The organism is Paenalkalicoccus suaedae (assembly GCF_006965545.2).
GTDB classification, from domain to species: Bacteria; Bacillota; Bacilli; order Bacillales; family Salisediminibacteriaceae; genus Paenalkalicoccus; species Paenalkalicoccus suaedae.
Genome location: NZ_CP041372.2, coordinates 40,716 through 67,377 on the forward strand (window position 1 = coordinate 40,716; position 26,662 = coordinate 67,377).

Annotated in this window: 26 protein-coding genes and 1 other annotated feature; of the genes, 24 read left to right on the top strand and 2 right to left on the bottom strand. The window is 43.7% G+C overall.

The window, feature by feature from the left end:
- Positions 1-467 precede the first annotated feature (467 nt).
- On the bottom strand, positions 468-1,070 hold the full coding sequence (locus FLK61_RS00600; protein WP_176007636.1) for a hypothetical protein: 603 nt from the start codon (positions 1,068-1,070) through the stop codon (positions 468-470).
- A 117-nt stretch (positions 1,071-1,187) separates the two neighbouring features.
- Between FLK61_RS00600 and FLK61_RS00605 the strand changes: the two genes are divergently transcribed.
- From FLK61_RS00605 to rsmI, 8 genes are all read left to right on the top strand, one after another.
- A complete protein-coding gene (locus tag FLK61_RS00605) occupies positions 1,188-2,570 on the top strand; it encodes an aminotransferase class I/II-fold pyridoxal phosphate-dependent enzyme (RefSeq protein ID WP_176007637.1) in 1,383 nt (460 codons plus the stop codon).
- Between the two features lie 4 nt (positions 2,571-2,574).
- Positions 2,575-3,216, top strand: a complete 642-nt coding sequence (tmk, locus tag FLK61_RS00610) for a dTMP kinase (RefSeq protein WP_176007638.1) — start codon at positions 2,575-2,577, stop codon at positions 3,214-3,216.
- Between the two features lie 122 nt (positions 3,217-3,338).
- Positions 3,339-3,668, top strand: coding sequence for a cyclic-di-AMP receptor (locus FLK61_RS00615; protein ID WP_176007639.1), 330 nt, complete (start codon positions 3,339-3,341; stop codon positions 3,666-3,668).
- A gap of 18 nt (positions 3,669-3,686) precedes the next feature.
- Positions 3,687-4,673: a DNA polymerase III subunit delta' gene (gene holB, locus FLK61_RS00620; RefSeq protein WP_176007640.1), complete on the top strand. Its 987-nt coding sequence runs from the start codon at positions 3,687-3,689 to the stop codon at positions 4,671-4,673.
- 1 nt (position 4,674) lies between these two features.
- Positions 4,675-5,502 (top strand): PSP1 domain-containing protein, encoded by an 828-nt coding sequence (locus FLK61_RS00625; protein WP_176007641.1) that lies wholly within the window; start codon positions 4,675-4,677, stop codon positions 5,500-5,502.
- A 15-nt stretch (positions 5,503-5,517) separates the two neighbouring features.
- Positions 5,518-5,871 (top strand): DNA replication initiation control protein YabA, encoded by a 354-nt coding sequence (yabA, locus tag FLK61_RS00630; protein WP_176007642.1) that lies wholly within the window; start codon positions 5,518-5,520, stop codon positions 5,869-5,871.
- A gap of 69 nt (positions 5,872-5,940) precedes the next feature.
- Positions 5,941-6,663 carry a tRNA1(Val) (adenine(37)-N6)-methyltransferase gene (locus tag FLK61_RS00635; RefSeq protein WP_176007643.1) on the top strand — a complete coding sequence of 241 codons (723 nt, stop codon included), beginning with the start codon at positions 5,941-5,943 and terminating at the stop codon, positions 6,661-6,663.
- A 10-nt stretch (positions 6,664-6,673) separates the two neighbouring features.
- The gene (gene rsmI, locus FLK61_RS00640; protein WP_176007644.1) at positions 6,674-7,558 is read left to right on the top strand and encodes a 16S rRNA (cytidine(1402)-2'-O)-methyltransferase; all 885 of its coding nucleotides are present in this window, start codon (positions 6,674-6,676) and stop codon (positions 7,556-7,558) included.
- A gap of 64 nt (positions 7,559-7,622) precedes the next feature.
- Here the strand turns inward: rsmI and abrB are convergent, their stop codons facing one another.
- On the bottom strand, positions 7,623-7,910 hold the full coding sequence (abrB, locus tag FLK61_RS00645) for a transition state genes transcriptional regulator AbrB (RefSeq protein WP_176007645.1): 288 nt from the start codon (positions 7,908-7,910) through the stop codon (positions 7,623-7,625).
- A 454-nt stretch (positions 7,911-8,364) separates the two neighbouring features.
- Positions 8,365-8,599: a binding site (T-box leader), on the top strand.
- Between the two features lie 57 nt (positions 8,600-8,656).
- Here abrB and metG point away from each other — a divergent pair.
- The 16 genes from metG (at position 8,657) to mfd (ending at position 26,630) form a co-directional block, all read left to right on the top strand.
- Positions 8,657-10,657 carry a methionine--tRNA ligase gene (metG, locus tag FLK61_RS00650; protein WP_176007646.1) on the top strand — a complete coding sequence of 667 codons (2,001 nt, stop codon included), beginning with the start codon at positions 8,657-8,659 and terminating at the stop codon, positions 10,655-10,657.
- Between the two features lie 57 nt (positions 10,658-10,714).
- A complete protein-coding gene (locus tag FLK61_RS00655; RefSeq protein ID WP_176007647.1) occupies positions 10,715-11,479 on the top strand; it encodes a TatD family hydrolase in 765 nt (254 codons plus the stop codon).
- Positions 11,480-11,695: 216 nt separating this feature from the next.
- Entirely contained in the window at positions 11,696-12,976 is a 1,281-nt protein-coding gene (locus tag FLK61_RS00660) for a resuscitation-promoting factor (RefSeq protein ID WP_176007648.1), read from the top strand.
- 71 nt (positions 12,977-13,047) lie between these two features.
- Positions 13,048-13,602: a ribonuclease M5 gene (gene rnmV / locus FLK61_RS00665; protein WP_176007649.1), complete on the top strand. Its 555-nt coding sequence runs from the start codon at positions 13,048-13,050 to the stop codon at positions 13,600-13,602.
- Positions 13,599-14,465: a 16S rRNA (adenine(1518)-N(6)/adenine(1519)-N(6))-dimethyltransferase RsmA gene (rsmA, locus tag FLK61_RS00670; RefSeq protein WP_176007650.1), complete on the top strand. Its 867-nt coding sequence runs from the start codon at positions 13,599-13,601 to the stop codon at positions 14,463-14,465. Before rnmV ends, rsmA begins: the two co-directional genes overlap by 4 nt.
- 53 nt (positions 14,466-14,518) lie before the next feature.
- Entirely contained in the window at positions 14,519-15,391 is an 873-nt protein-coding gene (yabG, locus tag FLK61_RS00675; RefSeq protein ID WP_176007651.1) for a sporulation peptidase YabG, read from the top strand.
- Positions 15,392-15,507: 116 nt separating this feature from the next.
- Positions 15,508-15,762, top strand: coding sequence for a Veg family protein (locus tag FLK61_RS00680; protein WP_176007652.1), 255 nt, complete (start codon positions 15,508-15,510; stop codon positions 15,760-15,762).
- 358 nt (positions 15,763-16,120) lie between these two features.
- Positions 16,121-16,978, top strand: coding sequence for a 4-(cytidine 5'-diphospho)-2-C-methyl-D-erythritol kinase (ispE, locus tag FLK61_RS00685; protein WP_176007653.1), 858 nt, complete (start codon positions 16,121-16,123; stop codon positions 16,976-16,978).
- Between the two features lie 90 nt (positions 16,979-17,068).
- A complete protein-coding gene (gene purR / locus FLK61_RS00690) occupies positions 17,069-17,890 on the top strand; it encodes a pur operon repressor (protein WP_176007654.1) in 822 nt (273 codons plus the stop codon).
- Between the two features lie 186 nt (positions 17,891-18,076).
- Positions 18,077-18,367 carry a septation regulator SpoVG gene (spoVG, locus tag FLK61_RS00695; protein WP_176007655.1) on the top strand — a complete coding sequence of 97 codons (291 nt, stop codon included), beginning with the start codon at positions 18,077-18,079 and terminating at the stop codon, positions 18,365-18,367.
- A gap of 216 nt (positions 18,368-18,583) precedes the next feature.
- Positions 18,584-19,948 carry a bifunctional UDP-N-acetylglucosamine diphosphorylase/glucosamine-1-phosphate N-acetyltransferase GlmU gene (gene glmU / locus FLK61_RS00700; protein WP_176007656.1) on the top strand — a complete coding sequence of 455 codons (1,365 nt, stop codon included), beginning with the start codon at positions 18,584-18,586 and terminating at the stop codon, positions 19,946-19,948.
- Positions 19,949-19,974: 26 nt separating this feature from the next.
- Positions 19,975-20,925 (top strand): ribose-phosphate diphosphokinase, encoded by a 951-nt coding sequence (locus FLK61_RS00705; protein ID WP_176007657.1) that lies wholly within the window; start codon positions 19,975-19,977, stop codon positions 20,923-20,925.
- A 167-nt stretch (positions 20,926-21,092) separates the two neighbouring features.
- Complete coding sequence (locus FLK61_RS00710) at positions 21,093-21,737, top strand: 50S ribosomal protein L25/general stress protein Ctc (protein ID WP_176007658.1); 645 nt, start codon at positions 21,093-21,095, stop codon at positions 21,735-21,737.
- Between the two features lie 427 nt (positions 21,738-22,164).
- Positions 22,165-22,722, top strand: a complete 558-nt coding sequence (gene pth / locus FLK61_RS00715; protein WP_176011085.1) for an aminoacyl-tRNA hydrolase — start codon at positions 22,165-22,167, stop codon at positions 22,720-22,722.
- 98 nt (positions 22,723-22,820) lie between these two features.
- On the top strand, positions 22,821-23,051 hold the full coding sequence (locus tag FLK61_RS00720) for an anti-sigma-F factor Fin (RefSeq protein WP_176007659.1): 231 nt from the start codon (positions 22,821-22,823) through the stop codon (positions 23,049-23,051).
- Between the two features lie 30 nt (positions 23,052-23,081).
- Positions 23,082-26,630, top strand: a complete 3,549-nt coding sequence (mfd, locus tag FLK61_RS00725) for a transcription-repair coupling factor (protein WP_430708809.1) — start codon at positions 23,082-23,084, stop codon at positions 26,628-26,630.
- Positions 26,631-26,662: the final 32 nt, after the last annotated feature.

A 26,662-nucleotide genomic window follows, 5' to 3' on the forward strand; every position in this document is an offset into this window, starting at 1 on the left:
ATGCGTCAAAGTGTATGGTGCAACATCGCACACACCGAAATAAGGGAGAAGTCTGTCACAAAAGAAGTAGTATGCAACACAGGAGAAGTAAGCCGGAAACGAAGTGGTGCGCAACCTACAAGAAATAAAATGCAAATTGCCAAAAGTATCGCGGAACAAGCGAGAAACAGTGTGGAACTTCGACAAAGTAAGATGCAAAAAAGAAGTAACGCATAAATAGTAAGAAGTAAAACGGAAATTGCTAGAAATATCGTGGAACAAGCGAGAAACAGTGCAGAAATTCGGCAAAGTAAGATGCAAAAAAAGAAATAGCACGGAAAAATGGAGAAGCAGAACATAAAGTGGGAGAAGTAAAACGCAACTCAGCAGAAGTAGTACGCAACTCGTAAGAAGGAATATAGTAGAGATCTACAAGAAAAAATCCTTACCTACAACCTCTTTCGAGGAAGTAAATAAGGATCTCTTTGTTATGCCACGAATCTCTTACGCATCAACAATAATACTAATGGACCGAAGGCAGGTATAAATGCGAGCCAGCTGTAGCGAAGGCCCCACTCTTTTTTCAGTACATCATAAGAAAGCCAGATAAGTACGAGAAAATCAACCGTCATGACGCTTACTAAATGAGAGCTCATGAACGCGTCTTGAAAGGCGCTTATAGAACCTTGTAGAGCGGTCACATAAAGGAGTAGTGCAATGATTGCGGCTAACACGATCAGTAACGGATGTAAGAGAGCTTTTTGCAAAAATCCGGGACCTCTTGGCGATTGACGTGTTACTTTACCACGGATGATGAGATAAGGTAGCAAAGGGAACGCGCCGAGTCCAAAAGCTAAGATTGAAAAGGGCCATGCTGGAATACGATAGACATCCTTTGGTAGAAGGAGCATGGCAAAGATAAGTGGATATAAGCCTAGCATAGAAAACACAGCGACTACGAGCGGATCGACTTCGTCAAAGCTACCAGTAATTAGCGAGGTAAAGATGGTATCGTCCGCATTATTTGCACCAGGTGCTAAAAAGAGCGCGTAGCCTAGCAGTGCAAGAAAAACAACTATTTTTACTTTCATAACGTGCCCCTTTCTACTTTTCTTCAGTTAATCACCCCGAGCGTTGGATTGCAAGGCTTTCGGTATGTATATCCGATATGTATAATGGAAGGAGAATGAATCGAGAGGATGACAGCATTGAAGCAGCAAACCCCATTGTTTGACCGACTACTTGCACATCGCAGCATAGAAAAAGGATCGTTTCACGTCCCTGGTCATAAAAATGGGAGTGTGTTTCATGAAGTTGCTACAAGTGTCTATAAAGAGATTTTATCCATTGATCAGACGGAAGTAGAGGGACTTGATGACTTGCACGATCCCTCTGAAGTTATTCAAGAAGCGCAACAGCTGGCAGCTACACTCTACGGTGTTGAAGATACATACTTTTTAGTTGGAGGATCGACGGTAGGTAACCTCGCAATGATGCTAACAGCTACTAAAAGAGGCGATACGATCCTACTTCAACGTAATAGCCATCAGTCTCTGTTTCACGCTGCAGAGCTTGCTGGCGTGCGCACGATTTTACTTGCACCAGAGTACGAGGAGACGAACCGATTGACGCTAGGGGTGTCTGTAAACACACTTCAAGAAGCGATTACCGCCTATCCAGAGGCTGTCGCTATTTTCCTCACCAATCCGTCGTATGAGGGCTATGGGCAGGACTTGAGCGAGCACGTCGCGATCGCCAAACAGGCAAACATGCTCACATGTATCGATGAAGCGCATGGGGCACATCTATTAAAGAGCAATGAGAAGCATTTCCCGACGAGTGCGATCCAGGCTGGGGCAGACATGGTCGTGCAGTCGGCACATAAAACGTTACCTGCCATGACGATGACCGCATTCCTGCACCTGCAATCGTCACGCATCGACCGAAGAGAGGTGCAGCGCGCGTTACGGATGGTGCAATCTAGTAGCCCCTCCTATCCACTACTCGCGTCGCTTGACCTCGCACGAGCGTACATAGCTGAATGGACAGAGCAGGATTGGGGCACGCTAGCAACAGAACTACGCGCGCAGAGAGAGCACCTACCCGCAACACCAGCGCATATTGGTGGCTACGTCCAAGATCCACTCAAACTCGCGATCCGAGGACCAGGCTACCAGCTCAAAAAGCAGCTCGAGCATGCAGGCTGGCACCCAGAGCTCGCAACGCCGGACTATTTACTCCTCACGTTACCGCTACGTCTACCGGTCGATAAGGCGTGGCAGGAGCCATTACACAAGCTTCGGGGAGAAACCACAATAACGGCGCGACTCATCCAGCAACAGCCTACCCTAAGTGAACTGTATCTGGTAGACGGTCCGAGCGAGACGGTCTCCTATCAGAATACAGTCGGACGGATTGCAAAGGAGACCGTAACACCTTATCCACCAGGCATTCCTCTTATAAGAGAAGGAGAACGCATCACAGAGGCGCAGCTACATGAGTGGCAACGATTAATAAAGGAGGGTGCGTCCTTTCAAACAGGCACACATTGGATAACAGAAGGCTTCCTCGTGAAGCAAGAAGGAGAGTAACAGCATGACAGGTTTATTTATTTCGTTTGAAGGCGGCGAAGGAGCCGGTAAATCAACGGTTTTACATAAAATAGAGACGAAGCTAAAGGCACATCACGTCAATGTATTAGCGACAAGAGAGCCCGGTGGGAATATTATTGGGGAAAAAATACGAGAAATCATTTTAGATCCTATTCATACGGAGATGGATATGCGTACAGAAGCACTTCTCTATGCGGCATCAAGAAGGCAGCACTTAGTCGAGAAGGTACTACCAGCTTTAAAAACAGGTACCGTTGTCCTTTGCGATCGTTTTGTAGACAGCAGTCTTGTGTATCAAGGTGGCGCACGTGGCATTGGGATTGAAGAGGTACGTGAGTTGAATCATTTTGCGACAGACGGTTTACTGCCTGACTTAACGCTATACTTTGATATCGATCCAAAAGAAGGACTTGCAAGAATCGCAACAAATAATGGACGCGAGTTTAACAGATTGGATCAAGAATCTCTCTCCTTCCACCAAGAAGTGCGCGAAACCTACGTGCACCTGCAACAGCAGGAACCAGAGAGAATTCATACAATTGATGCATCAGGCACAGTGGAAGAGGTTGTGGAAGCGACTTGGAAGGAAATACACCCTTTTTTAGTGAAAAACTCCCTTCTATAGACGGAATTCTTGTTATAATACAAACAAGCTCTCTTTTTAAAAGAGAGTATAGTCGAGGTAGATGCGGCACAGGCAACCTGTTTTCTGCATAAAATAGATAAAAAGCGCGAGGAGGAGCGACCATGAAATTAATCATAGCGGTCATTCAAGATAAAGATAGTAATCGATTGTCAGATGCGCTCGTCGAGAACGAGTTTCAAGCGACGAAGCTATCGAGCACAGGGGGCTTCTTAAAGGCTGGCAATACGACATTTATGATCGGTGTGGAGGATACGCATGTCGAACGAGTGCTTGAGATTATTAAGGAAAACTGTAAATCAAGAGAACAGCTCGTAGCTCCAATTTCTCCAATGGGTGGTAATGCAGATTCTTACGTTCCGTATCCAGTTGAGGTGCAGGTCGGAGGAGCAACCGTCTTTATTTTACCAGTAGAGGAATTCGAAAAGTTTTAACGATAGAGGGGACAACGTATGAAGCACTGGCAAGAGCTTAGAGAGACACAGCCAATTATCGCTAAAATACTGCAGCATAGTATGAATCGCGAACGTCTCGCACACGCGTATATTTTTGAGGGTGGCAAGGGCACAGGCAAACGGGCAACAGCTAAGCTGTTAGCAAAGTCCTTCTTATGTACGTCGCGCACAGAGGATGGACCGTGTATGACATGCTCGGAGTGTCGGCGCGTGGACTCGTCTAACCACCCTGATTTACACGTGATTGAGCCAGATGGACAAACAATTAAGGTCGATCAAATTCGCGAGCTAAAGAGGGAGTTTAGCATGCGAGGAATGGAGTCCTCTAAAAAGGTATACGTCATTGTCGATGCGGAAAAAATGTCGACGAGTGCGGCAAATAGTATCCTGAAATTTTTAGAAGAGCCAGATGGTGATTCGCTCGCTGTTTTGCTAACTGCTAATGCCTATAAATTGTTGCCAACGATTTTGTCGAGAGGACAAGTGTTATCGTTTTCTCCACTATCACCAGATGCGATGATCGATGCATTAAAAGAAGACGCCTCAGAGAAGGATGCGCTACTTTTGTCCAAGCTAACCTCGGATCTAGAGGAGGCACAGTCTCTTTTAGAGGATGAATGGGTTTCACAAGCCAGACAGAAAGTGATACAATTAATTGATGATCTCGTACAGCGTCCAACGCAAGCATTAATCACACTCCAAGAAGAGTTTGTACCGTTTTTTACGGAACGTGAACAAGTTCAGATTGGTCTTGATTTAATGATGCTTTGGTATCGGGACATTTTACGTATGCAAGTAGGTCACACAAATCATCTCGTTTATATAGATCAAGAGGACAAGCTTCAGCAGCAAGCACTTTCGCTATCACAGGCGAAGCTCGGTAATCATCTTCAAGCAGTCATGGATGCGAAGCGCCGCGTGGGCGCCAATGTCACTCCACAGTTATTAATGGAGCAACTGCTTCTGCGGATACAGGAGGGATAACGTGCATCGAGTAATAGGAGTCCGTTTTAAAAAGGCAGGAAAGATATACTACTTTTCACCCGGTAAATTTGACATAAATAAAGATGACTACGTCATCGTCGAAACAGCACGTGGTGTAGAGTTTGGAAAGGCCGTTATCGGCATAAAGGAAGTCGAAGAGCAGGATGTTGTTTTACCTCTTAAGCAGGTATTACGACTTGCAACAGAAAAAGATAAGCTTACAGTGGAAGAAAACAAAAAAGAAGCAGGACAGGCATTTGATGTCTGCTTAACGAAGATTGCTGAGCATAAGCTTGATATGAAGCTAGTAGAGGTAGAATACACCTTTGATCGAAATAAAGTTCTCTTTTATTTTACGGCAGATGGCCGAATCGATTTTCGCGAGTTAGTAAAAGACCTTGCATCGGTATTTCGCACTCGCATTGAGCTTAGACAGATTGGCGTGCGCGATGAAGCGAAGATGCTTGGAGGCATTGGGCCTTGTGGACGGATGCTGTGCTGCTCCACATTTTTAGGTGATTTTGAGCCTGTGTCCATTAAGATGGCAAAGGACCAAAACCTATCGCTCAACCCAACGAAGATTTCCGGTCTTTGCGGTCGATTAATGTGCTGTCTCAAGTACGAAAATGATATGTATGAGTCCGCTAAAAAAGAGCTTCCAGACCTGCATCAAAAGCTTAAAACAAGCTATGGTCATAGTAAGGTCATTGGACTTAATATGTTGGAGCGCCTTGTGCAAGTAGAGGTGCTAGAATCCGGACAGATTGTTGAATTTACAATGGATGAACTCCTGCAAGAGGGAGCGATCGCCACGGAAACCACAAAATAATGAGGTGTGGGCATCGTGAATAAAAAAGAGATTTTTTCGCGTGTGAGTCAAATGGAAGAGCAAATTGGTGGGTTGCACCACGAATTAGGTGAGCTGAAGGATCAGCTCGCCTTGCTCTTAGAAGAAAACACGCATTTACAAATGGAAAATGAACATTTGCGTGAGCGAATGACGCGAGAGGCAGAGCAACGCGAGAAATCGTTATCCGAAAATGATGGAGACGAAGGCGTGCAAGCTGCTTTCGGAGAAGGATATGATAATTTGGCAAGGCTGTATCAGGAGGGCTTCCATATTTGCAACATGCACTACGGAAGTATTCGGAAAGAAGGAGATTGCCTTTTTTGCTTATCCTTTTTAAATCGCTCATAAAAGGTCGTATGGGAGGAGTTTCTCTTTTCAGCACGACCTTTTTTGTGTATCTAAAGAAGGAGTAACAGGATGACACGATTAGATTATTTACCAGGAAGACAACGCGTTATTTATCAGAGAGACGATATTTTCGCGTTTTCGATAGATGCTGTTTTATTAGCACGATTTGTCACGTTGCCTGCATCAGGTAAAGTAGTTGATTTATGTACGGGAACGGGGGCTATTCCTTTACTTATGAGCTTAAGAACAAAGGCTTCAATTTTAGGAGTCGAGTTGCAGGAGACATTGGCCGAACTAACGAAGCTGTCGGTCGCAGAGAATAAATTAGAGGAACAAATCACTGTTTCTCAACAAGACTTGAACAAATTGACGGATGTCGCGTGGGGAAAATATGACGTTGTAACATGCAACCCTCCTTACTTTGCAGTGACAGCAGACAAAGGAACGAACGAAAACACGTTTAAATCCTTGGCGAGGCACGAAATTGCCTGTACGCTTGAGGATGTGATCCGAGTTTCGTCCCGATTAGTGAAATCAAAGGGGCGTGTAGCACTTGTGCATCGACCGGAGCGACTAGATGAAATTATTGCGTATATGCATACGTATAAGCTTGCGCCTAAGCGGATCCAGTGTGTACACCCGCATAAAGGGAAGGATGCGAACATGCTGTTAATAGAAGCGGTTCGAGACGGAGGCTTTGGGGCGAAGATTTTGCCACCGTGGGTGCTGTATCAAGAAGATGGGTCTTTTACAAAGGAATTTGCAGAGCATTGGGATAAGCAAGACGCTTGAGGAGGTAAACATGAGAGAGCAACGAAGCTTTAAAGAGGATGGTGGCGCCTTATATTTAGTGCCAACGCCAATAGGAAATTTAGAGGATATGACTTATCGTGCTATTGCGACGCTTAAAGAGGCAGATTTAATAGCAGCGGAGGATACACGACATACGAAAAAACTGTGTCACGCTTTTGAGATTACAACATCGCTTATCAGCTATCATGAGCATAATAAAGAAGAGCGTGAGGAGCAGCTGCTAGCTAAGATTCGAGAAGGTCAGATGATTGCATTAGTGAGTGATGCCGGCATGCCTGCGATTTCTGATCCTGGTGCCGATCTTGTGGCAGCAGCAAAGAAAGAAGGATTAAAAGTCATTGCGCTACCGGGAGCAAACGCAGCGTTAACGGGGTTAATTGCATCAGGTTTATCAACGGATTCGTTTACGTTTGTAGGGTTTGTTGACCGTAAAAAGAAAAAACGGAAAGAAATTTTTCAGCAGTGGCAGCCTATTGCTTCGACGTTACTATTTTATGAGGCACCTCATCGGCTAAAAGACATGTTGGCAGATGCCTATGATGTGTTTGGGGATCGAGAGGCGAGCGTTTGTCGAGAAATTACGAAGCAGTACGAAACGATTATTACGGGTACGTTAAAAGAACTTGTCGAATGGTCACAGCAAGGAGAAATACGTGGGGAATGTGTGGTACTCATTAGCGGTGCTTCTTACGAGGAACAAAAAGAAGCGGAAGGCGAAGCGTGGTGGGCACATTTGTCGATTTTAGATCATGTCCAGTCTATTATTGATCAGGGCGAGTCATCGAAAGATGCAATAAAAACAGTCGCCAAAGAGCGCTCGCTACCAAAACGTGAGGTATATCAAGCGTATCATGTCGAAAGTGAAAGTGAATAAAACAGAAGAAAGCCGCGTAACGGAGTTAATCTCTCGTCACGCGGCTTTTGTATAAGAAGAGATATTAGCTCTCTTGCTTAGATAGGTATTCTTCAAGCTCTTTTACAACTTCTTTTGCACCAAGTGGGCTTAAGATGATTTTACCGTTAGCTAGTGATAGGTTGTCATCAGAAACTTCTCCAGTTACTTGACAAGTCATGTTTGGCTTGTACTTCTTAAGAACGATACGCTCGTCGTCCACATAGATTTCAAGTGCGTCCTTCTCTGCAATGTCAAGTGTACGGCGAAGCTCGATAGGAATAACCACGCGTCCTAGTTCATCAACTTTTCTTACAATTCCTGTAGATTTCATAATAAAAATCCCCTCTCAAATTTTAAATTCACATCTTTGTCGAGGCTGCGTACGTGTCAGGATTCGACAAAATTCTGTTAAGGTTATAATACCAATGCTTCCAAAAGAAGTCAAATAAAAAGTGCAAAAAGTTTAAAGGAATATTTGTAAAGTGTCTGAAACCCTTGTGGCTCTAAGTAATAAACTTAGTCAAGAGTATCCAAAAAATTAGATATAACTATAGTTATACGATCATAGTTCGACAAAATAACGTATATTTCGACAAATTATACATCTTTGTCGACTTTTATTTCGACTTCTTCAATATCATTCCCATATATAGATAGTATAAACCATTATTTTGTAATTATGAAATAAATAGTCGTTGGACATCCTAGAAGTATCTGCATCTTACATTGACACTTGTTAGTAGTTTCAGTATATTTTTAGATAGAGATCGCGATAGCTGTATAGGTTGTCCTCCGTGACTGGATGAGTACCCATTTATTTTTATGAAGCAGAGAGCCGGGGTAGCTGCAAACCGGTATAAAAATGATGGCGAACATGGTCCAAGTAGAGGCTATTTCCCGAGCGTACTGTTAGGGAAATACGTGTGTGCACGTTACGCATAGCTAGATTGAACTAGCGTAAGAGGCCGGAGTTACCGGCAAATTCGGGTGGTACCGCGTGAGATAACTCTCGTCCCTATAGCTATAGGGCGGGAGTTTTTTGTTTTTACACCACATTTTATTTTTAGGAGGACTATCATGACGAAAGCAACGAATAGCTTTTATTTAACAACACCGATTTATTATCCAAGCGGCAAGCTCCACATTGGTCATGCTTACACAACAGTAGCTGGCGATGCTCTTGCTCGCTACAAACGTCTTCAAGGCTTTGATGTCCGCTACTTAACAGGGACAGATGAGCACGGACAAAAGATTCAGCAAAAAGCAGAAGAAAAAGGAGTAACGCCACAAGCATTTGTTGATGAGCTAGTAGCAGATATTCAAATGCTATGGAAAAAACTCGACATCTCTTATGATGACTTTATCCGTACAACGGAAACACGTCATAAGAAGGTAGTCGCAAAAGTTTTTGATCAGCTCCTTGAGCAAGGTGATATTTACTTAGACGAATACGAAGGTTGGTACTCCATTCCAGATGAAACCTTCTATACAGAAACTCAGTTAGATGATAAAGAATTCGACAGCGATGGAAATATTGTGGGTGGAAAAAGTCCAGATAGTGGACATCCAGTAGAAAAAGTACGAGAAGAATCGTATTTCTTTAAGATGAGCAACTATGCAGACCGTCTACTTGCTTTCTACGACGAAAATCCAGAGTTTATTCAACCAGAGAGTCGAAAGAATGAAATGATCAATAACTTCATTAAGCCAGGCTTAGAAGATTTAGCTGTTTCTCGTACATCCTATGAATGGGGTGTAAAAGTAAACCGAGATCCGAAGCATGTTATCTATGTATGGATCGACGCACTATTAAACTACATCACAGCGCTTGGCTATACGACAGATGAGGATGGCTTATATCAAAAGCATTGGCCTGCCGATGTACAGCTAGTTGGGAAAGAGATTGTCCGCTTCCATACGATCTACTGGCCAATTATGCTCATGGCGCTTGACCTGCCGTTACCTAAAAAAGTATTTGCGCACGGTTGGCTTCTTATGAAGGATGGTAAAATGTCCAAGTCGAAAGGGAACGTGGTAGACCCTGTACCACTTATCGATCGCTATGGACTAGATGCTGTGCGCTATTACTTACTACGCGAAGTACCGTTTGGCGCAGATGGTGTCTTTACGCCAGAGGCCTTTGTTGATCGCGTGAACTATGACTTAGCTAATGACCTGGGCAACCTAGTAAACCGTACAATTGCGATGATTAATAAATATTTTGATGGTGAAATTCCAGCTTACGAAAAGGATGCAACACCGTTTGATGCTTCTTTAGTGGAACTTGTGGATGCAACCGTTGATAAAGTAGAAGACTCTTTAGAAGACATGCAGTTCTCTGTTGCTCTCGCGGCAATTGGTCAGCTCATTAGTCGTACCAATAAATACATTGATGAGACACAGCCTTGGATTCTTGCAAAGGATGAGGCGTCGCGAGGTCAGCTTGGATCCGTGCTCCATCACCTTGTCGAATCGCTACGCCAAACGTCTATTATGCTTCGTCCTTTCTTAACAGAAACACCGGCGAAGATTTGGACACAGCTATCTATTGATGCTGATTTAACAGAATGGGCAACCCTCCGTACATTTGGTCAAATTCCAAAGGGAACGACGGTTATTAAGAAGGGTGAACCACTTTTCCCACGTTTAGATGTAGAAGAAGAGGTCCAAGCAATCCTCGATATGATGGGAAGCGTGAAGAAGCCGGATGAGCCTGAGGAGGAAGCGGAAGCGGTTGTAGAAGCTCCTGAGGTAGATGAAATTACGATCGATGACTTTATGAAGGTAGACCTGCGTGTTGCGACGGTCCTATCGGCTGAAAAAGTGAAAAAAGCCGATAAGCTTTTAAAGATCCAGCTTGATTTAGGCTACGAAAAGCGTCAAGTTGTATCAGGGATTGCGAAGTTTTATGAGCCGGATGAGCTTGTAGGGAAGAAGGTTATTTGTGTGACAAACCTGAAACCAGTGAAGCTTAGAGGCGAGCTATCACAAGGCATGATCCTTGCAGGATCACATGGAGATAGCCTAACATTGGCTACAGTAGAGCAGTCGCTACCAAATGGCGCGCAAGTAAAATAAACAAATGGGGCGTGTCGGCATTGGCCAGCACGCCCCTCTTTATAGGAGGAACACACGATGATTGATACACATGTCCATTTAAATGCTGATCAGTATGAAGAGGATGTAGAAGAGGTCATTGCCAGAGCGCGGGAAGCAGGCGTTCAAGAAATGGTCGTAGTTGGGTTTGATACAAAAACGATCCATAAGGCGATGCAACTCGCCAATGACTATGACTTTATTTATGCGTCTGTTGGATGGCACCCTGTCGATGCAAAGGATTTTGATGACGAAAAGCTTGCTTGGCTTGAGGAGCTTGCTGCGCATCCTAAAGTAGTGGCAATAGGAGAAACGGGTCTTGATTACTATTGGGATACGTCGACAAAGGAGCAACAGCACGAGGCATTTAAAAAGCAGATTGCTTTAGCTAAAAAGGTGAAGCTACCACTCATTATTCATGATCGTGATGCTCATGACGATGTGTTACGTATTCTTCAAGAGGAGAATGCGGCTGAAGCAGGAGGAATTATGCACTGCTTCCAGGGAGACGTGGAAATGGCAAAGGCATGCTTAGATATAAACTTTTATATCTCCTTTGGTGGTCCTGTCACATTTAAAAATGCGAAGCTCCCAAAAGAGGTCGCAAAAACGATTCCGAACGATCGGTTGCTCATAGAGACAGATGCTCCATATTTAGCACCGCATCCTTACAGAGGGAAGCGTAATGAGCCAGCATATGTGAAGCTTGTTTTAGAGCAACTTGCCGAGCTTCGTGAGGTGTCTTATGAGGAGCTTCGGACGCAAACAACGCAAAATGCAAAAAAACTTTTTTCTCTTTCCTGACATCTATAGGTAAATCTCGATAGGGAATTTTCTTCCTCCTTCGATGAAACCGTTGAAAATCGTAGAAATTTGTCTTTCTCCTCAAACTTTGTCAATGGGAAATTCTTTTCATTAAGCGTCAATTAATGGATAATCCATTAGGAAGTACTTCTCATCTTTTGTTGACAAGGGGGGAGCACGCGAGTATAATTCGGTTTCTGAAGGAGGGGTTTACCCATGATATCTGGAATTAGGCGTTTTTCTGCCCTTTTAAAGCAGAATAAAGCCGCTGCATCCAGTGTTGGTCTTCTGCTATTATTTAGTACAATCGGCATCCTGTTATTTGAATTTACCAAAGCAGATGTCACTGTTTCCGCTGAAGGAGAAGAGGTAACATTTTCTACCCATGCTAAAACAGTAGAAGAAGCACTAACTGAGCAAGAGATAACTGTCAGGGAACACGATTTTGTTGATCCGTCACTCGATACACCAATTACAGACTCTATCATTATAGATTTTAAAGAAGCACAAGAAGTTACCGTGTTAACTGAAGGAGAAGAACAAACCGTTTGGACAGTCGTAGATACTGTCGCTGAGCTTATGGAAGAGCTATCGATCACTGTATCGGAGCACGACCACCTTGAGCCTAGTCCGCAAACGGCTATTTCTGGCGGATTAAATATCGCCTACGAAGAAGCATTTCCTGTTACATTACATAGTGATGGAGAGGAAGTAGATGTTTGGACGACTTCGACGACGGTCGCTGACCTTTTAGCATCCAGTGAAATAACACTTAATGAATTGGACCGCGTTGATCCTGCAAGTGAGGAGGTTCTCTCATCTGAAGCAGATGTGCGTGTTGTCCGAGTAGAAAAGGTCACCGATGTTGTGGAAGAAAACGTAGATTTTGCTACAGTAAGACAAAATGATGAAAGTCTTGAAAAAGGTTCTGAAGAAGTAAAGCAATCAGGCGAAAACGGTAAGATTGCTAAATACTACGAAGTCATCTTAGAAGATGGCGAAGAGGTTTCGAGAGAATTTTTGCGAGAAGAAACGGTCGCAGAAAGTAAAGATCGTGTTGTAGCAGTAGGGACGAAGGAAATTCAGCCTACTGTATCTCGTAGTGCCTCATCGTCCGGGTCAAGTGAGTCATCATCCAATCGTTCATCATCAAGCTCGTCTAGTAGTTCGAGTAGCTCAAGCGAATCGGACAGCTCCTCAGGTGGAGGTAGCTGGCAAACATTCACAGCAACAGCGTATACAGCTAACTGTACTGGTTGCTCTGGAATTACACGTACAGGAATTAACCTAAAATCTAATCCTGATGCGAAAGTAATCGCTGTTGACCCAGCAGTTATCCCACTAGGCTCTCGCGTAGAGGTAAAGGGATACGGGACATTTTTAGCGGCGGATACTGGCGGCGCAATCAATGGTCGTAAAATTGATATCTTTATGCCAAATCACGGGAATGCAACAAACTTTGGTCGCCGTTCCGTTGAAGTACGCGTATTAAATTAAACTAGTAAGGATGGCTTCGTTTTTAAAGCCATCCTTTTGTGTGCAAGTATCCACTAAAAGGAGTTCGTACGATGCAAATTCATGAGATGATTGTCGTGGAAGGAAAAAATGATACAAATACGCTTAAACGCTACTTCGATTGTGATACGATTGAAACAAATGGATCAGCTGTATCCACTCAGACAATCGAAAAGGTGCGAGTTGCGCAAGAGCGTCGCGGTGTCATCATTTTTACCGACCCTGATTTCCCCGGCCAAAAAATCCGCCAGACGATTCAGGACGCCGTACCACATTGTAAGCACGCATTTTTGCCAAAAAAGCAGGCCATTGATGAGCGAAAGCATAAGGTTGGCATTGAGCATGCAACGAGAGAGGACTTAACGCGTGCCCTTCAAGAGGCGAAGCTTGCGCAAGGCGATAGCTTTGATGCGGCAATTACGTGGGAGGACCTACATCAGGCAGGGCTTGTTGCAGGTACTGGTACGAAGCAAAAACGAGAGCGTCTGGGGGAGGAGCTTCATATTGGATATGCAAACGGCAAGCAGCTACTAAAGCGGCTTCACCAGTTTCGCATATCAAAAGAGGAGCTTCACGCAGCATTGAAACGGATGGAGGATCAATCATGAAGGATATTGCTACACCAACACGTACGAAAGAAATACTTGAAAAATATAAGTTTCGCTTTAAAAAGAGCCTTGGTCAAAACTTTTTAATTGACCCGAACATTCTCACTAATATTGTGAAGGCCGCGTCTCTTAGTCCTGAATCTGGCGTTATTGAAATCGGTCCAGGTATTGGAGCGCTAACAGAGCAATCTGCTAAGCAGGCGGAGAAAGTCCTCGCTTTTGAGATAGATCAACGCCTTTTACCAATCTTAAAAGAAACGATGGCACCTTACCCGCACGTAGAGGTCATTCATCAGGATGTCTTAAAGGCCGATATGAACGAGCAGATCGCCGCACACTTTAAAGAGGGGCAGGATTTAGCTGTAGTCGCAAACCTCCCTTATTACGTCACAACTCCGATCCTCATGAAGCTGCTACAAGAGCAGGTTCCTGTGAGAGTGATGGTCGTCATGCTACAGGCGGAAGTTGCGGATCGTATCGCTGCTAAGCCTGGCTCAAAAGCATATGGTTCGCTTTCAATCGCGGCTCAGTATTATGCCGATGCTGAAACGGTGTTTATGGTACCTAAAACCGTGTTTATGCCTCAGCCTAATGTCGACTCCGCTATTCTTAGACTGACGCTTCGTGATAAGCCACCGGTTGATGTCGTCGATGAAGCATTCTTCTTTGAAATCGTTCAAGCGTCCTTTACGCAACGACGTAAGACGCTATTAAACAATCTCTCTAAAAAGCTTGAGGCAACAATGTCCAAGCAAGAGGTCCAAGCAGCGCTTCAAGAGATTGGAATCGATCCAACTCGCCGTGCAGAGTCACTTACGATGCAAGAGTTTGCTGCGATTAGCTCTGTCTTTTTTAGGAAATAGATGCACAATCCACCCCCCTTCTTCATAGTCTACACATGGAGGGGGTCTTTTTTATGCCAGAAATTCGAGTAGGTCAAACAGTAGCACGTCGCTCATACGGGTGTGACGTGATCTTTCGTGTGTGTCATATCGAAAATGATGTGGCAGAGCTACGAGGAGAAGATGTACGTCTCGTTGCCGATGCACCGATTGATGATTTAGAGGTTCTTCAAGAGGAAGAAAAACGAGAGCGTCGTAATAAAGAAAAAGCCCAACAGGAAAGTCATTATCAGCTTTTTAGACAGCATAAAAGGCTTACTCGTGAAAAAAGCGAGCACGAGGTCTCAAAGGGCTATACGAAAGAGCAGACATACTTTGAATCGCCCGGGAAAGTCCTCCATTTAGACGGTGATGCTGGGTATTTAAAAAAATGCACCGAGTTATACGATCGACTTGGTGTACCTGTTTACGGTGTACACGTCCCTGAAAAAGAGATGCCAGGTCAAGTCGGCTCTTTGATTGAAATGGTGCGACCCCAGTTGCTTGTGATTACTGGCCATGATGCATACAGCGAGGCCAAGGGGAAGTGGAATGAGATGAAAGCTTATCGGCACTCCAAGTATTTTACGGAGGCTGTAAGAGAGGCGAGAAAAATTATCCCCTACATGGATAACTTAGTTATTTTTGCTGGAGCGTGCCAGTCTCACTATCCTTCGATCCTTCAAGCAGGTGCCAACTTTGCAAGCTCTCCAAAGCGCGTCAACATCCATGCCCTCGATCCGGTTTACCTCGTCTCTAAGATAAGCCTCACTCCATTTATGGAGCGAGTCGGCCTCTGGGACATCTTTAAAACAACATTTTCGGGAGAAGAAGGGTTGGGCGGCCTAGAGACAATTGGATGCATGCGTCGCGGTGTGCCTAGGTATGGGGCAGATGTGGCAAAATAGCTACAAAAATTAGAGATAAATATATTGACATGATTGTGTGGCATTGATATAATTTAAATTTTGCTTGACGGTCCTTACGGTATTGTGCTATACTATTCACAAGTGAGGTGTCGTGGATGGCTAAAACGCTAGCGGAAATTAAAAAAGCGCTCGAAGCAAACGTAGGGAAAAAAGTTACAATCCAAGCAAACGGCGGTCGTAAGAAGATGATTGAACGTTCTGGACTGCTTGAGAACCTTTATCCATCTGTATTTACTGTAAAGCTAGATAAAGACGAGCACTCTGTAGAGAGACTCTCTTATAGTTATACTGATGTACTTACAGAAACTGTTGTACTTTCCATGCCAGAAGATGTCGCAGAAGAAGCATAGCACTAACATTCACAGCTTATAATTAGATCCGAAGGAAAAGCTTGCTCAGATGATTGAATCTGAGCAAGCTTTTCTTTTTGTTTTGCAGAAATAATGAAATTGTTGTTTGGTTGAAGGGCGTGTGTGCAACATGAGGAGAGCCTATTTAGCATGCTGGTTTGAAAGCGCCGTTCTATGGTAATGGAAGCAGTAGATTCGTTGTATTCCTTCGGAGGGTAGAACGATGTTATTTAAAAAAAGCATGCTCGCAGAAGTTACTGGATAAACGAAGGTTTTGGTAATATAAAGGTTTTCCTAGAATGGATTCGTGAGTAATGATAAAATAGCGACAGTGTAAAAAGAACGGAAGGTGTAGGTAATGGCAGATAAAATCGTAAAGGCGCCAGCGAAGATTAACCTGACGTTGGACGTCTTACATAAACGTGATGATGGCTATCACGAAGTAGAGATGATTATGACGACAGTGGACTTGGCTGATCGTATTCACTTAACCGTGCGTCCGAATAAGGCGATTACGGTAGAATCAAATAATGGCTTTATTCCGACTGACAAGAACAACTTGGCTTTCCAAGCTGCGTTTATTCTTCAAGAGCGCTATCACGTACAAAGCGGTGTGCGTATCTTTATTGATAAGCTGATTCCTATGTCAGCGGGGCTTGCCGGTGGTTCAACGGATGCTGCCGCGGTGCTACGCGGTCTTAATGACTTATGGGAGCTTGGTTTATCCATTGAAGAGCTTGCGGATATTGGAGCAGAGATTGGCTCGGATGTCCCATTTTGTGTGCACGGAAAGACAGCGCTTGCGACAGGTCGAGGCGAAAAACTGACGTTTATTGATCCGCCACCACCATGCTGGGTTGTGTTAGCCAAGCCACCAATGGGAGTATCGACGAAGGAAATTTACGGAAAGCTGAATCTTAAAACGATGGAGCATCCGAAAACAGAACAAATGATCAAGGCACTAGAGGAGCAAAATTTCAGTGAGATTTGTGCCCTGTTACAAAATGTGATGGAGCCGGCGACATTTGAGCTAGCTCCGGATGTAAAGCTGATCAAGGATCGCTTAGTTTCCTTTGGTGCAGAGGGGACAGTGATGAGTGGTAGTGGACCGACAGTTTTTGCGCTTGCTAGATCAGAATCAAAGGCGATCCGGTTATCGAACGGGTTAAAAGGATTTATGGATCATGTCTTTGTTGTTCGTATTTTAGGTGAGTAAAAACAAAAGTATTCCGACATTCTATTGCTAAAATCCGTATATAAATGGTATATTACTATTAAAATATTCGGATTTAACAGGAGTGATAGGATGAAGTACCGGCGCAGTGGTCGATTAGTGGATATGACAGAGTATTTTTTAGCCCATCCCCATCAATCGATCCCACTCACCTATTTTTCAGAGAAATATGGGGCAGCAAAGTCCTCCATTAGCGAAGATATAGGGATCATGAAAGAAGTATTTGAAGAAAAGCAGCTAGGAATTGTGGAGACATCAGCTGGTGCTACAGGTGGCGTGATGTTTATCCCAATGATCAATGAAGCGTATGCTGCTGATTTAATTAACGAGCTATGTACGAAGCTAGAGGACCCTGCGCGAATTCTACCAGGGGGCTACTTATACATGATGGACGTTATCGGCGATCCGATGCTCATGCAAAAGCTTGGTCGAGTATTTGCTTCACATTATAGAGGCGCGAAAGTCGATGCAGTGATGACAATGGCTACGAAAGGGATTCCTTTAGCATATGCCGTAGCAGCGCAACTTCATGTGCCTGTTAGTATTGTCCGACATGAGCAACGTATTACAGAGGGATCAATTGTGAGCATTAACTACGTGTCTGGATCGACAAAGCGTATTCAGACAATGTCACTTGCGAGACGTAGTTTGAAGCCGAACTCCAATGTGCTCATCATCGATGACTTTATGAAGGCTGGTGGAACGATCCGTGGCATGATGGATCTTGTGATGGAATTCCAATCAACAGTTGCCGGAGTTGGTGTCTTAACCGAAGCGATTCATGAGGACGAAAAATTAGTAGATGATTATTTATCATTAACGAAGCTATCTAAAGTAGATGCTAAGACACGCACCATTCAAGTAGAGAAAGGTAATTTCTTTCAGCAGTCGTAATAGTTTTCACCTTTAAAATACCTAGTTATCGAATGGATTAGGGACTTTTTCATGGGGAATCTCTCGACAGTAAACCAGTAAAAGAATGTTTTTACATTTTTTTCTCCGGAGAAAGAAGGAGAAATGGTCTGCCATATCGAAGTATAGAGAACGGGAGCTATTCTATGCAAAAAGGTGGTGGCAGACATGGAAGTAACAGACGTTAGACTTCGCCGTGTAAGTACGGAGGGTCGCATGTTGGCAATTGCGTCTATAACAATCGATGAGGAGTTCGTCGTCCACGATATTCGTGTGATTGATGGCAACAACGGTATGTTTGTAGCAATGCCTAGTAAGCGTACTCCGGATGGCGAGTTTAGGGACATCGCGCATCCAATTTCATCAAACACGCGTGAAAAGATCCAAAAAGCAGTACTCGATGCATATGTAGAAGCTGGAGAGAAATCAGAAGAATATGAAGAAGCGGGAGCATCATAAGCCTGCTCTGTTTTGTAAGCCTGGTCAATGTGTGACTAGGCTTTTTGTTATGGACGGATGTGTCTAATTTGTTACATTTAAGAAGAGATAGAGAGGAAGGCGTGACATAGCTCAAGTATTCTTAGTAAATCCGATTGGGTTGTCCTATATTCCCTTGAAATAAAGGCGATTATAAGATATATTCATAAGGGAAATTCAGGCCGTGGAGGTTAAAACATGACAAAGCGATTCGCAGTAGTCTTAGCTGCAGGTAAGGGAACTCGAATGAAGTCAGATCTATATAAAGTGTTACATCCTGTGGCTGGTAAGCCGATGGTACAGCATATCGTCGATCAGTTGCAAACGTGTAGCGTGGAAGAGATTGTCACAATTGTTGGGCATGGAGCGGAAAAGGTACAGGAACAGCTTGGCGATGGCGTTCATTACGCGCTTCAGGCAGAGCAACTAGGTACTGGACATGCTGTTATGCAGGCGCAGGAGCAACTTGCTGATAAGCAAGGCACAACGATTGTTGTATGTGGAGATACCCCTCTTTTAACAGGCGAAACGATGGAGCAACTTTTTGCCCACCATCAGGATCAGAATGCGAAGGCGACGATTTTGACCGCTCACGCGGAGAATCCGACTGGCTATGGTCGTGTGCTTCGAGATGAGTCTGGTAAGGTAGTTAAAATTGTGGAGCAAAAGGATGCTACTCCTGAAGAGCTACGTGTGCAGGAAATTAATACGGGTACATATTGCTTTGATAATGAGGCACTATTTGCTGCGTTAAAGCACGTGGGCAATGATAATTCACAGGGTGAGTATTACTTACCTGATGTGATTGAAATTCTTCAGCAACAGGGAGAGCCTGTTTTTGCTTATCAATCAGAAAACTTTCATGAGACAATGGGAGTAAATGATCGTGTTGCACTGAGTGAAGCAGAGAAATGGATGAAGCGTCGCATTAATGAGCATTGGATGCGTGAAGGTGTAACCATTGTTGATCCTGAAGCTACGTATATTTCTTCTGATGCGGTGATCGGTCGTGATACCGTGATTCATCCAGGAACGACGATTGTTGGCCAAACAACGATCGGCGAGCGTTGCACAATTGGACCTAATACAGAGATTGAAAACAGCCGCATCGCAAACGAAACAACGATTAAACAATCCGTTGTTCATCGAAGCGACGTTGGTAACCGCGTGTCCATTGGACCGTTCTCTCACCTTCGTCCCGAGACGAACCTAGGAAATGATGTCCGAGTAGGAAACTTTGTAGAGCTTAAAAAGATGACAATGGGTGACGGTAGTAAAGCCTCTCACTTAAGCTATTTAGGCGATGCGGAGATTGGTTCAGGAGTAAATGTGGGCTGTGGATCGATTACGGTTAACTACGATGGTAAAAATAAGTTTTTAACAAAAATTGAGGACGGTGCTTTTATCGGCTGTAACTCAAACTTAATTGCTCCTGTTACGATCGGACAAGGCTCTTATGTAGCAGCGGGATCAACCATTACAGAAGATGTACCAAGCGAATCACTTGCGATAGCTCGTGAGCGTCAAACAACGAAGTCAGGCTATTTATCAGATAAAAACTAAAGGCAACTATTGGAGGGCATAACGAGATGGCTGAGTATAAAGATGAGAATTTAAAGGTGTTTTCCCTAAACTCTAATTCGGATCTTGCGCATCAAATCACAGAAGAGATTGGCGTACCGATGGGGAAGAGCTCTGTACAACGATTTAGCGATGGAGAAATTCAAATAAACATTGAAGAAAGTATTCGTGGGTGTGACATTTTTGTCATTCAATCGACTTCTTCTCCTGCTAATGAGCACATCATGGAGTTACTTATCATGATTGATGCGTTAAAACGTGCTTCTGCGAAGACGATTAACGTTGTTTTACCTTATTACGGATATGCAAGGCAAGATCGTAAAGCGCGATCTAGAGAGCCTATTACAGCGAAGCTTGTTGCAAACTTACTTGAAACAGCTGGTGCTACCCGTATTATTACGCTAGACTTACATGCCACTCAAATTCAAGGATTCTTCGATATTCCAGTTGACCAGCTTGTTGGTGTTCCAATTCTTGCTAACTACTTTGAAGAGAAAAACTTTGACGATATCGTTATCGTTTCTCCTGACCACGGGGGAGTTGTCCGCGCACGTAAAATGGCGGATCGCTTAAAGGCGCCAATCGCGATTATAGATAAGCGTCGTCCAAAGCCGAATACAGCAGAAGTCATGAATATCGTTGGTAACGTTGAAGGGAAAACAGCGATTATTATCGATGATATCATTGATACAGCTGGTACAATGACGCTTGCTGCAAACGCAATGATCGAGAGCGGAGCGAAGGAAGTATACGCGTGCAGTACGCACCCTGTTTTGTCAGGTCCAGCAATCGAGCGCATTCAAAATTCTCAAATTAAAGAGCTTGTTGTGACAAACTCAATCGTTTTACCTGAAGAAAAGAAGGCGTCAAACATTACACAACTATCCGTTGCACCGCTGTTAGCAAAAGCCATTATTCACGTTCATGAGCAGCGCTCTGTTAGTCGATTATTTGATTAATCGTTAATAGGATGTCCTAATTTAAAGACCGTTACTATGCTTGAAACGAAACAAAAATAGCTCGTTATACGACTCTGTCTACCAACACTTTTAAAAAACATGTTTATACATGCGTTTATTGGGGAATACGTAATTGTGGAACCGAAAAAATGATGAGGTGATTGACTATGGCTACAGTTCTAAAAGCAGCTGTAAGAGAAGATTTAAGAGGTTCACGACTATCAAAAGTTCGTCAAGAGGGAAATATCCCTGCAGTAGTATATGGTAAAAAATTCGGAAGCAAAGCAATTGCTATCTCTGAATCAGATTTCATTCAAGTATTACGCGCTGAAGGTAAGACAGGCGTATTCAAATTAGAAGTTGATGGTGGCAAAACAGATGTGATGGTTTACGACACGCAGTTTGACACTATCAAAAATCAGTATATCCACATTGACTTCTATGCTGTTGATATGAAGGTTGAAATGGATGCAGATGTACCTGTATCTATCGTTGGAGAATCGAAGGGTGTTAAAGATGGTGGCGTATTACAGCAAATTCTATTTGAACTATCTGTACACGCACTACCAGCAAACATTCCTGACTCTATCGAAGTAGATGTATCTGATTTAGACATCAATGATTCTCTTCAAGTTGGAGATATCAAATCCGGTAAGGATTACGAAATCAACAACGAAGCAGAAGAAACAATTGTTGCAATTGGTGTACCAGATGAAGAGCCTGAAGAGGACGAAGTACCTGAAGAAGAAGGCGAGCCTGAGCTTGTTGACGCTGAAGGCGGTTCTGACTCAGAAGGCGAAGAGCAAGAATAATCATGCTATCAAAAGAGTGTTTCATGGGACAGCGCAAGCTGTTCCCGTGAAACACCTTTTTTTGTTTGAAATGGAACCCGCCTCATTTTAATGCGTACGTAGAGATGACCGTCCACTTAAAGCGCACTAACTGATTCCCTAAAAACGTAGCATAATCCATTAACAAAAGAAGCTTCTGTGGTATAATAAGACACGTTTCATAGACAAATTCGATTTCACACACTCTCCAAAGTTTGGAAGAGTGTTTCGTTGCATTTACTAAAAAACTACGTGAATAAATGAGCAAACTAATTTATATATCCGACATTATCCACTGAAAATGGTAAGGAACTTAAATGATATGAATAAATAAAGGAGGAGCGGCCGTATGCTATTTAAAAAGCTGTTCCAACGAAACAAGAAGCACCATGAAGGAGCGGAAGGTACGATGAAATTAATAGTTGGACTAGGAAATCCTGGTCGTCAGTACGAAAGGACGCGTCATAATATAGGCTTTGATGTATTAGAGATGGCGCAGGACAGATTTGGGGTATCCTTAAACGAACAAAAGTTTAAAGGCGTTTTTGGCGTGGAAAGAGTAGGAATGACTAAGATTTTTTATTTGAAGCCGTTAACGTACATGAATTTATCAGGAGAATCTGTCGTACCGTTGATGAATTACTATGATATTACTCCAGATAACTTAGTGGTTGTGTACGATGATTTAGATTTACCGCCTGGTAAGATTCGTTTACGCCAAAAAGGTAGCCACGGTGGTCACAATGGTATCAGGTCATTAATTAAGCACCTAGGCACAGAAGAGTTTAATCGAATTCGAATCGGGATCGGTCGACCAGATCCTGGGATCGCAGTCCCTGACTACGTGTTAGGAAAGTTTAAGCCAGATGAATCAGCTGCTATCGAAGATGCCTCAAAGAAAGCTGTAGATGCACTGGAAGCTTGGAAGCATGAAGAATTTTTAAAAGTCATGAACTCATTTAATTAACATAACTGCTCTCGTTGTTTCATAAACTATCATGCATGCATAACCTCTTATCACTGCGCGCATACTTATAGACAAGATGCGTCAGGAGGAGTGCAACTATGGTTCATTATTATTGTAGACACTGTAAGCAAAAGCTTGGGAAAGTAGATCATCACCATGAGCATGAATCATCGCGCCTAGGATTTCATTTGCTGTCCGAACAGGATAAACAGACGATGCTACACTACGATTCGCGTGGTGATGTGCACGTGCAGTCCATTTGTGAGCATTGTGAAGATGTACTTTTCGAGCATCCAAATTATCATGAGTATGAATCCTTCCTCCATTAAGGGGGAGGGATAAAAAAGGTGGGGAATAGGTTGGAAGGCTTTATTAAAACGATTTACCAAGGCGAAGAGGTCCAGAGTATTGCGAGTGGATTAGAAGCGTCATTATCGGAGCAAATGATTGCCGGCGCAACGGGTTCAGTACGTCCATTACTACTCGCGTCCATTTATAAAGCAACGCAAACATCGCAGCTTGTTGTCACACATAACTTGTTTCAGGCTCAAAAGCTGTACGATGATCTTGCCTCCATACTTGGAGACGAGCATGTGTACCTTTATCCCGTTAACGAGCTCATTTCTTCAGAAATAGCTGTTGCAAGTCCAGAAATGCGCGGACAGCGTATTGAAGCCTTGAATCACTGGGCGAGTGGAGAAGCGGGAATTATTATTACGCCAGTTGCAGGTGTAAGGAGAATGCTACCTCCACCTACGATGTGGAAGGATTATCAGCTAAAGCTGACTGTAGGAGAAGACATTAAGCTTGAATCCGTATTAGCAAATTTAGTGGAGATGGGCTTCCAGCGTGTTGATATGGTTACGGCACCAGGAGATATCAGCGTGCGCGGAGGAATCATTGATATATATCCATTAACGGAAGAGTATCCAATTCGTGTCGAGCTATTCGATACAGAGGTCGATTCTATCCGTTATTTTGACGTGGAAACACAGCGGTCACTCGACCAAGTAAAATCAATCTGTATTGGACCTGCAAAAGAGATTCTACTTCGTAAAGAAGAATTTAGTAAGGGTGCAGAAAAGCTAGAATCTCGTTTGTCTGATAGTCTCAAAAAAATGAGCGATGCACGAACGAAGGAAACCATGATGGAGCAGGTCGAAGAAGAAATAGATCGTCTCCGTCAAGAAACGTCGTTTGATGCGATGTATAAATATATGTCTCTCTACTACGATCAGACGTATACACTATTAGACTATCTCCCAGAGAACGGATCTATCTTTGTAGACGAAGCTAGTAGAGTGGTAGAAATGGCGCAAAGCTTAGATAAAGAGGAAGCGGATTGGCATACAACGATGCTGTCACAAGGTTCTCTAGTATCAGATATCACGCTCTCTACTTCTTGGCAGGACCAGATGGAGAAAACGGAGAGACCTCGCGTCTATTTCAGTCTATTCATGCGACAAATTCCGTCCGTTCAGCCTAAAAATATTGTGAACATCCAAAGCAAAACGATGCAACAATTCCATGGTCAAATGAATCTCTTACAAGGAGAGATGAAGAGGTGGAAGGAGAATAACCACGCGATTACATTCTTTAGCGCGAGTAAGGACCGTGCAGAAAGGCTCCAAAGTGTCTTAAAGGATTACGACATGGAAGCGGCCATTGTTGATGAAGACCATACGCCAGTAAAGGGTCAGGCGCAAATCATGATCGGTCACTTAACAGCGGGCTTTGAACTTCCGATGCACCGTTTAATTGCCCTCACAGAGGAAGAGGTCTTTACAAAGCAGTCGAAAAAGCCGAAGCGTCGTCAAAAGCTTTCTAACGCGGAACGGATAAAGAGCTATTCAGAGCTAAAGGTTGGCGATTGGGTCGTACACGTAAATCACGGTATCGGTAAATATTTAGGGATTGAGACGCTTGAGGTAGGAGACATTCATAAAGATTACATGCATATCTCCTATGCAGGAAACGACAAGCTCTATGTACCAGTTGATCAAATCGACCAAGTACAAAAATATGTTGGTTCCGAAGAAAAGGATCCGAAGCTTTATGCGTTAGGCGGTAGTGATTGGAAGAAAGTGAAGCGAAAGGTGAAATCATCGGTACAAGATATTGCGGATGATCTCATCAAGCTCTATGCTGAGCGCGAGAAGTCGAAGGGCTACGCGTTCTCGAAGGATGGACATGAGCAGCGTGAATTTGAATCCTCCTTCCCATATCAGGAAACGGAAGATCAGCTACGCGCAATTGAAGAAATCAAACAGGATATGGAGCTTGAGCGTCCGATGGACCGTCTGCTCTGTGGAGACGTGGGATACGGAAAGACAGAGGTGGCATTGCGTGCAGCATTTAAAGCCATTATGGATGGAAAGCAAGTGGCGATTCTTGTACCAACCACGATTCTTGCTCAGCAGCACTACGAAACAATTCGCGAACGATTCCAGGACTTTGCGATTAACATCGGTCTATTAAGCCGCTTCCGTTCACGTAAACAGCTAAAAGAAACAGGGGAAGGCTTAAAGAAAGGGACCGTCGATATTGTTGTTGGAACACATCGACTGTTATCAAAGGATATTGTATTTAAGGACCTTGGGTTACTCATTGTCGATGAAGAGCAACGTTTTGGCGTAACGCATAAAGAGAAGATTAAGCAACTTAAAGCGAACGTAGATGTTCTAACGCTAACTGCTACACCAATTCCACGAACGCTTCACATGTCGATGCTTGGCGTACGTGATCTATCTGTTATTGAAACACCGCCTGAAAATCGTTTCCCGGTGCAAACGTATGTCGTGGAGTTTAATGAGGCATTAACGCGTGAAGCAATCGAACGAGAGCTCGCGCGCGGTGGGCAGGTCTTCTTCCTATATAATCGAGTCGAGGACATTGAGTCGATGGCAGATAAAATTGCGACGCTAGTGCCGGATGCAAACGTTCGATTTGCGCATGGTCAAATGACAGAGACGGAGCTAGAGTCGGTCATTCTAGATTTCCTGGAGGGTAATGCAGACGTACTTGTGACCACTACTATTATCGAAACTGGGGTAGACATTCCAAACGTAAACACATTGATTATTCACAGCGCAGACCGCATGGGTCTATCACAGTTGTACCAGCTGCGTGGTCGAGTAGGACGTTCCAATCGTGTCGCCTATGCGTACTTTACCCACCAACGTGATAAAGTGCTGACAGAAGTCGCAGAAAAACGACTGCAGGCAATTAAAGAATTTACAGAGCTCGGTTCCGGATTTAAAATTGCGATGCGAGACTTATCAATTCGAGGAGCAGGTAACTTACTTGGAGCAGAGCAGCACGGATTTATTGCCTCTGTTGGATTTGATCTGTACTCGCAAATGCTTAAGGAGGCTATTGACGATCGTAAAGAATCGTCTAGCACTACAACTCCAATTGTTGAAAAACGTCCGGATATTGAATTAGACGTAAAAGTAGACGCGTATATTCCGGAATCGTACATTCCTGATTCCAAGCAAAAGATCGATATGTACAAGCGCTTTAGAGGGATTGATACACAAGACGATATTGAAGATTTACAGTCTGAGATGATGGATCGCTTCGGTGACTATCCAACGCAGGTGGATTACCTGTTTTCTGTCTCGAAGATTAAGGTGTTTGCGAAAGACAAGCGAATTGAATCTGTCATTGAGAAAAATAACGAGTGTAAGGTGACGTTGAGCGAGGAAACAACGAATCAAATCGATGGTTCTAAATTGTTTACGCTTGTAAATAAGATCTCCTCGAAGATGACACTATCATCTTCAGGGAATCAAATCATCATCCATCTAAAAACGAAGCAGCTTTCGCATGGGGAATATTTACGTGCGTTGGTCGAAGTATTAGAGAAATTAGATGATGTCCAAAAGGATGAATTAGTAAAAGCCTAATTGTTTTACGTATTCATGTATAGTTCTTCCTA

Excerpts from the sequence above, each read along its gene's own strand:
- FLK61_RS00600 (WP_176007636.1), bottom strand. The coding sequence starts at position 1,070 with ATGAAAGTAAAAATAGTTGTTTTTCTTGCACTGCTAGGCTACGCGCTC.
- tmk (WP_176007638.1), top strand. The coding sequence starts at position 2,575 with ATGACAGGTTTATTTATTTCGTTTGAAGGCGGCGAAGGAGCCGGTAAA.
- FLK61_RS00615 (WP_176007639.1), top strand. The coding sequence starts at position 3,339 with ATGAAATTAATCATAGCGGTCATTCAAGATAAAGATAGTAATCGATTG.
- holB (WP_176007640.1), top strand. The coding sequence starts at position 3,687 with ATGAAGCACTGGCAAGAGCTTAGAGAGACACAGCCAATTATCGCTAAA.
- FLK61_RS00635 (WP_176007643.1), top strand. The coding sequence starts at position 5,941 with ATGACACGATTAGATTATTTACCAGGAAGACAACGCGTTATTTATCAG.
- rsmI (WP_176007644.1), top strand. The coding sequence starts at position 6,674 with ATGAGAGAGCAACGAAGCTTTAAAGAGGATGGTGGCGCCTTATATTTA.
- abrB (WP_176007645.1), bottom strand. The coding sequence starts at position 7,910 with ATGAAATCTACAGGAATTGTAAGAAAAGTTGATGAACTAGGACGCGTG.
- metG (WP_176007646.1), top strand. The coding sequence starts at position 8,657 with ATGACGAAAGCAACGAATAGCTTTTATTTAACAACACCGATTTATTAT.
- FLK61_RS00655 (WP_176007647.1), top strand. The coding sequence starts at position 10,715 with ATGATTGATACACATGTCCATTTAAATGCTGATCAGTATGAAGAGGAT.
- FLK61_RS00660 (WP_176007648.1), top strand. The coding sequence starts at position 11,696 with ATGATATCTGGAATTAGGCGTTTTTCTGCCCTTTTAAAGCAGAATAAA.
- rnmV (WP_176007649.1), top strand. The coding sequence starts at position 13,048 with ATGCAAATTCATGAGATGATTGTCGTGGAAGGAAAAAATGATACAAAT.
- rsmA (WP_176007650.1), top strand. The coding sequence starts at position 13,599 with ATGAAGGATATTGCTACACCAACACGTACGAAAGAAATACTTGAAAAA.
- yabG (WP_176007651.1), top strand. The coding sequence starts at position 14,519 with ATGCCAGAAATTCGAGTAGGTCAAACAGTAGCACGTCGCTCATACGGG.
- FLK61_RS00680 (WP_176007652.1), top strand. The coding sequence starts at position 15,508 with ATGGCTAAAACGCTAGCGGAAATTAAAAAAGCGCTCGAAGCAAACGTA.
- ispE (WP_176007653.1), top strand. The coding sequence starts at position 16,121 with ATGGCAGATAAAATCGTAAAGGCGCCAGCGAAGATTAACCTGACGTTG.
- purR (WP_176007654.1), top strand. The coding sequence starts at position 17,069 with ATGAAGTACCGGCGCAGTGGTCGATTAGTGGATATGACAGAGTATTTT.
- spoVG (WP_176007655.1), top strand. The coding sequence starts at position 18,077 with ATGGAAGTAACAGACGTTAGACTTCGCCGTGTAAGTACGGAGGGTCGC.
- glmU (WP_176007656.1), top strand. The coding sequence starts at position 18,584 with ATGACAAAGCGATTCGCAGTAGTCTTAGCTGCAGGTAAGGGAACTCGA.
- FLK61_RS00705 (WP_176007657.1), top strand. The coding sequence starts at position 19,975 with ATGGCTGAGTATAAAGATGAGAATTTAAAGGTGTTTTCCCTAAACTCT.
- FLK61_RS00710 (WP_176007658.1), top strand. The coding sequence starts at position 21,093 with ATGGCTACAGTTCTAAAAGCAGCTGTAAGAGAAGATTTAAGAGGTTCA.
- pth (WP_176011085.1), top strand. The coding sequence starts at position 22,165 with ATGAAATTAATAGTTGGACTAGGAAATCCTGGTCGTCAGTACGAAAGG.
- FLK61_RS00720 (WP_176007659.1), top strand. The coding sequence starts at position 22,821 with ATGGTTCATTATTATTGTAGACACTGTAAGCAAAAGCTTGGGAAAGTA.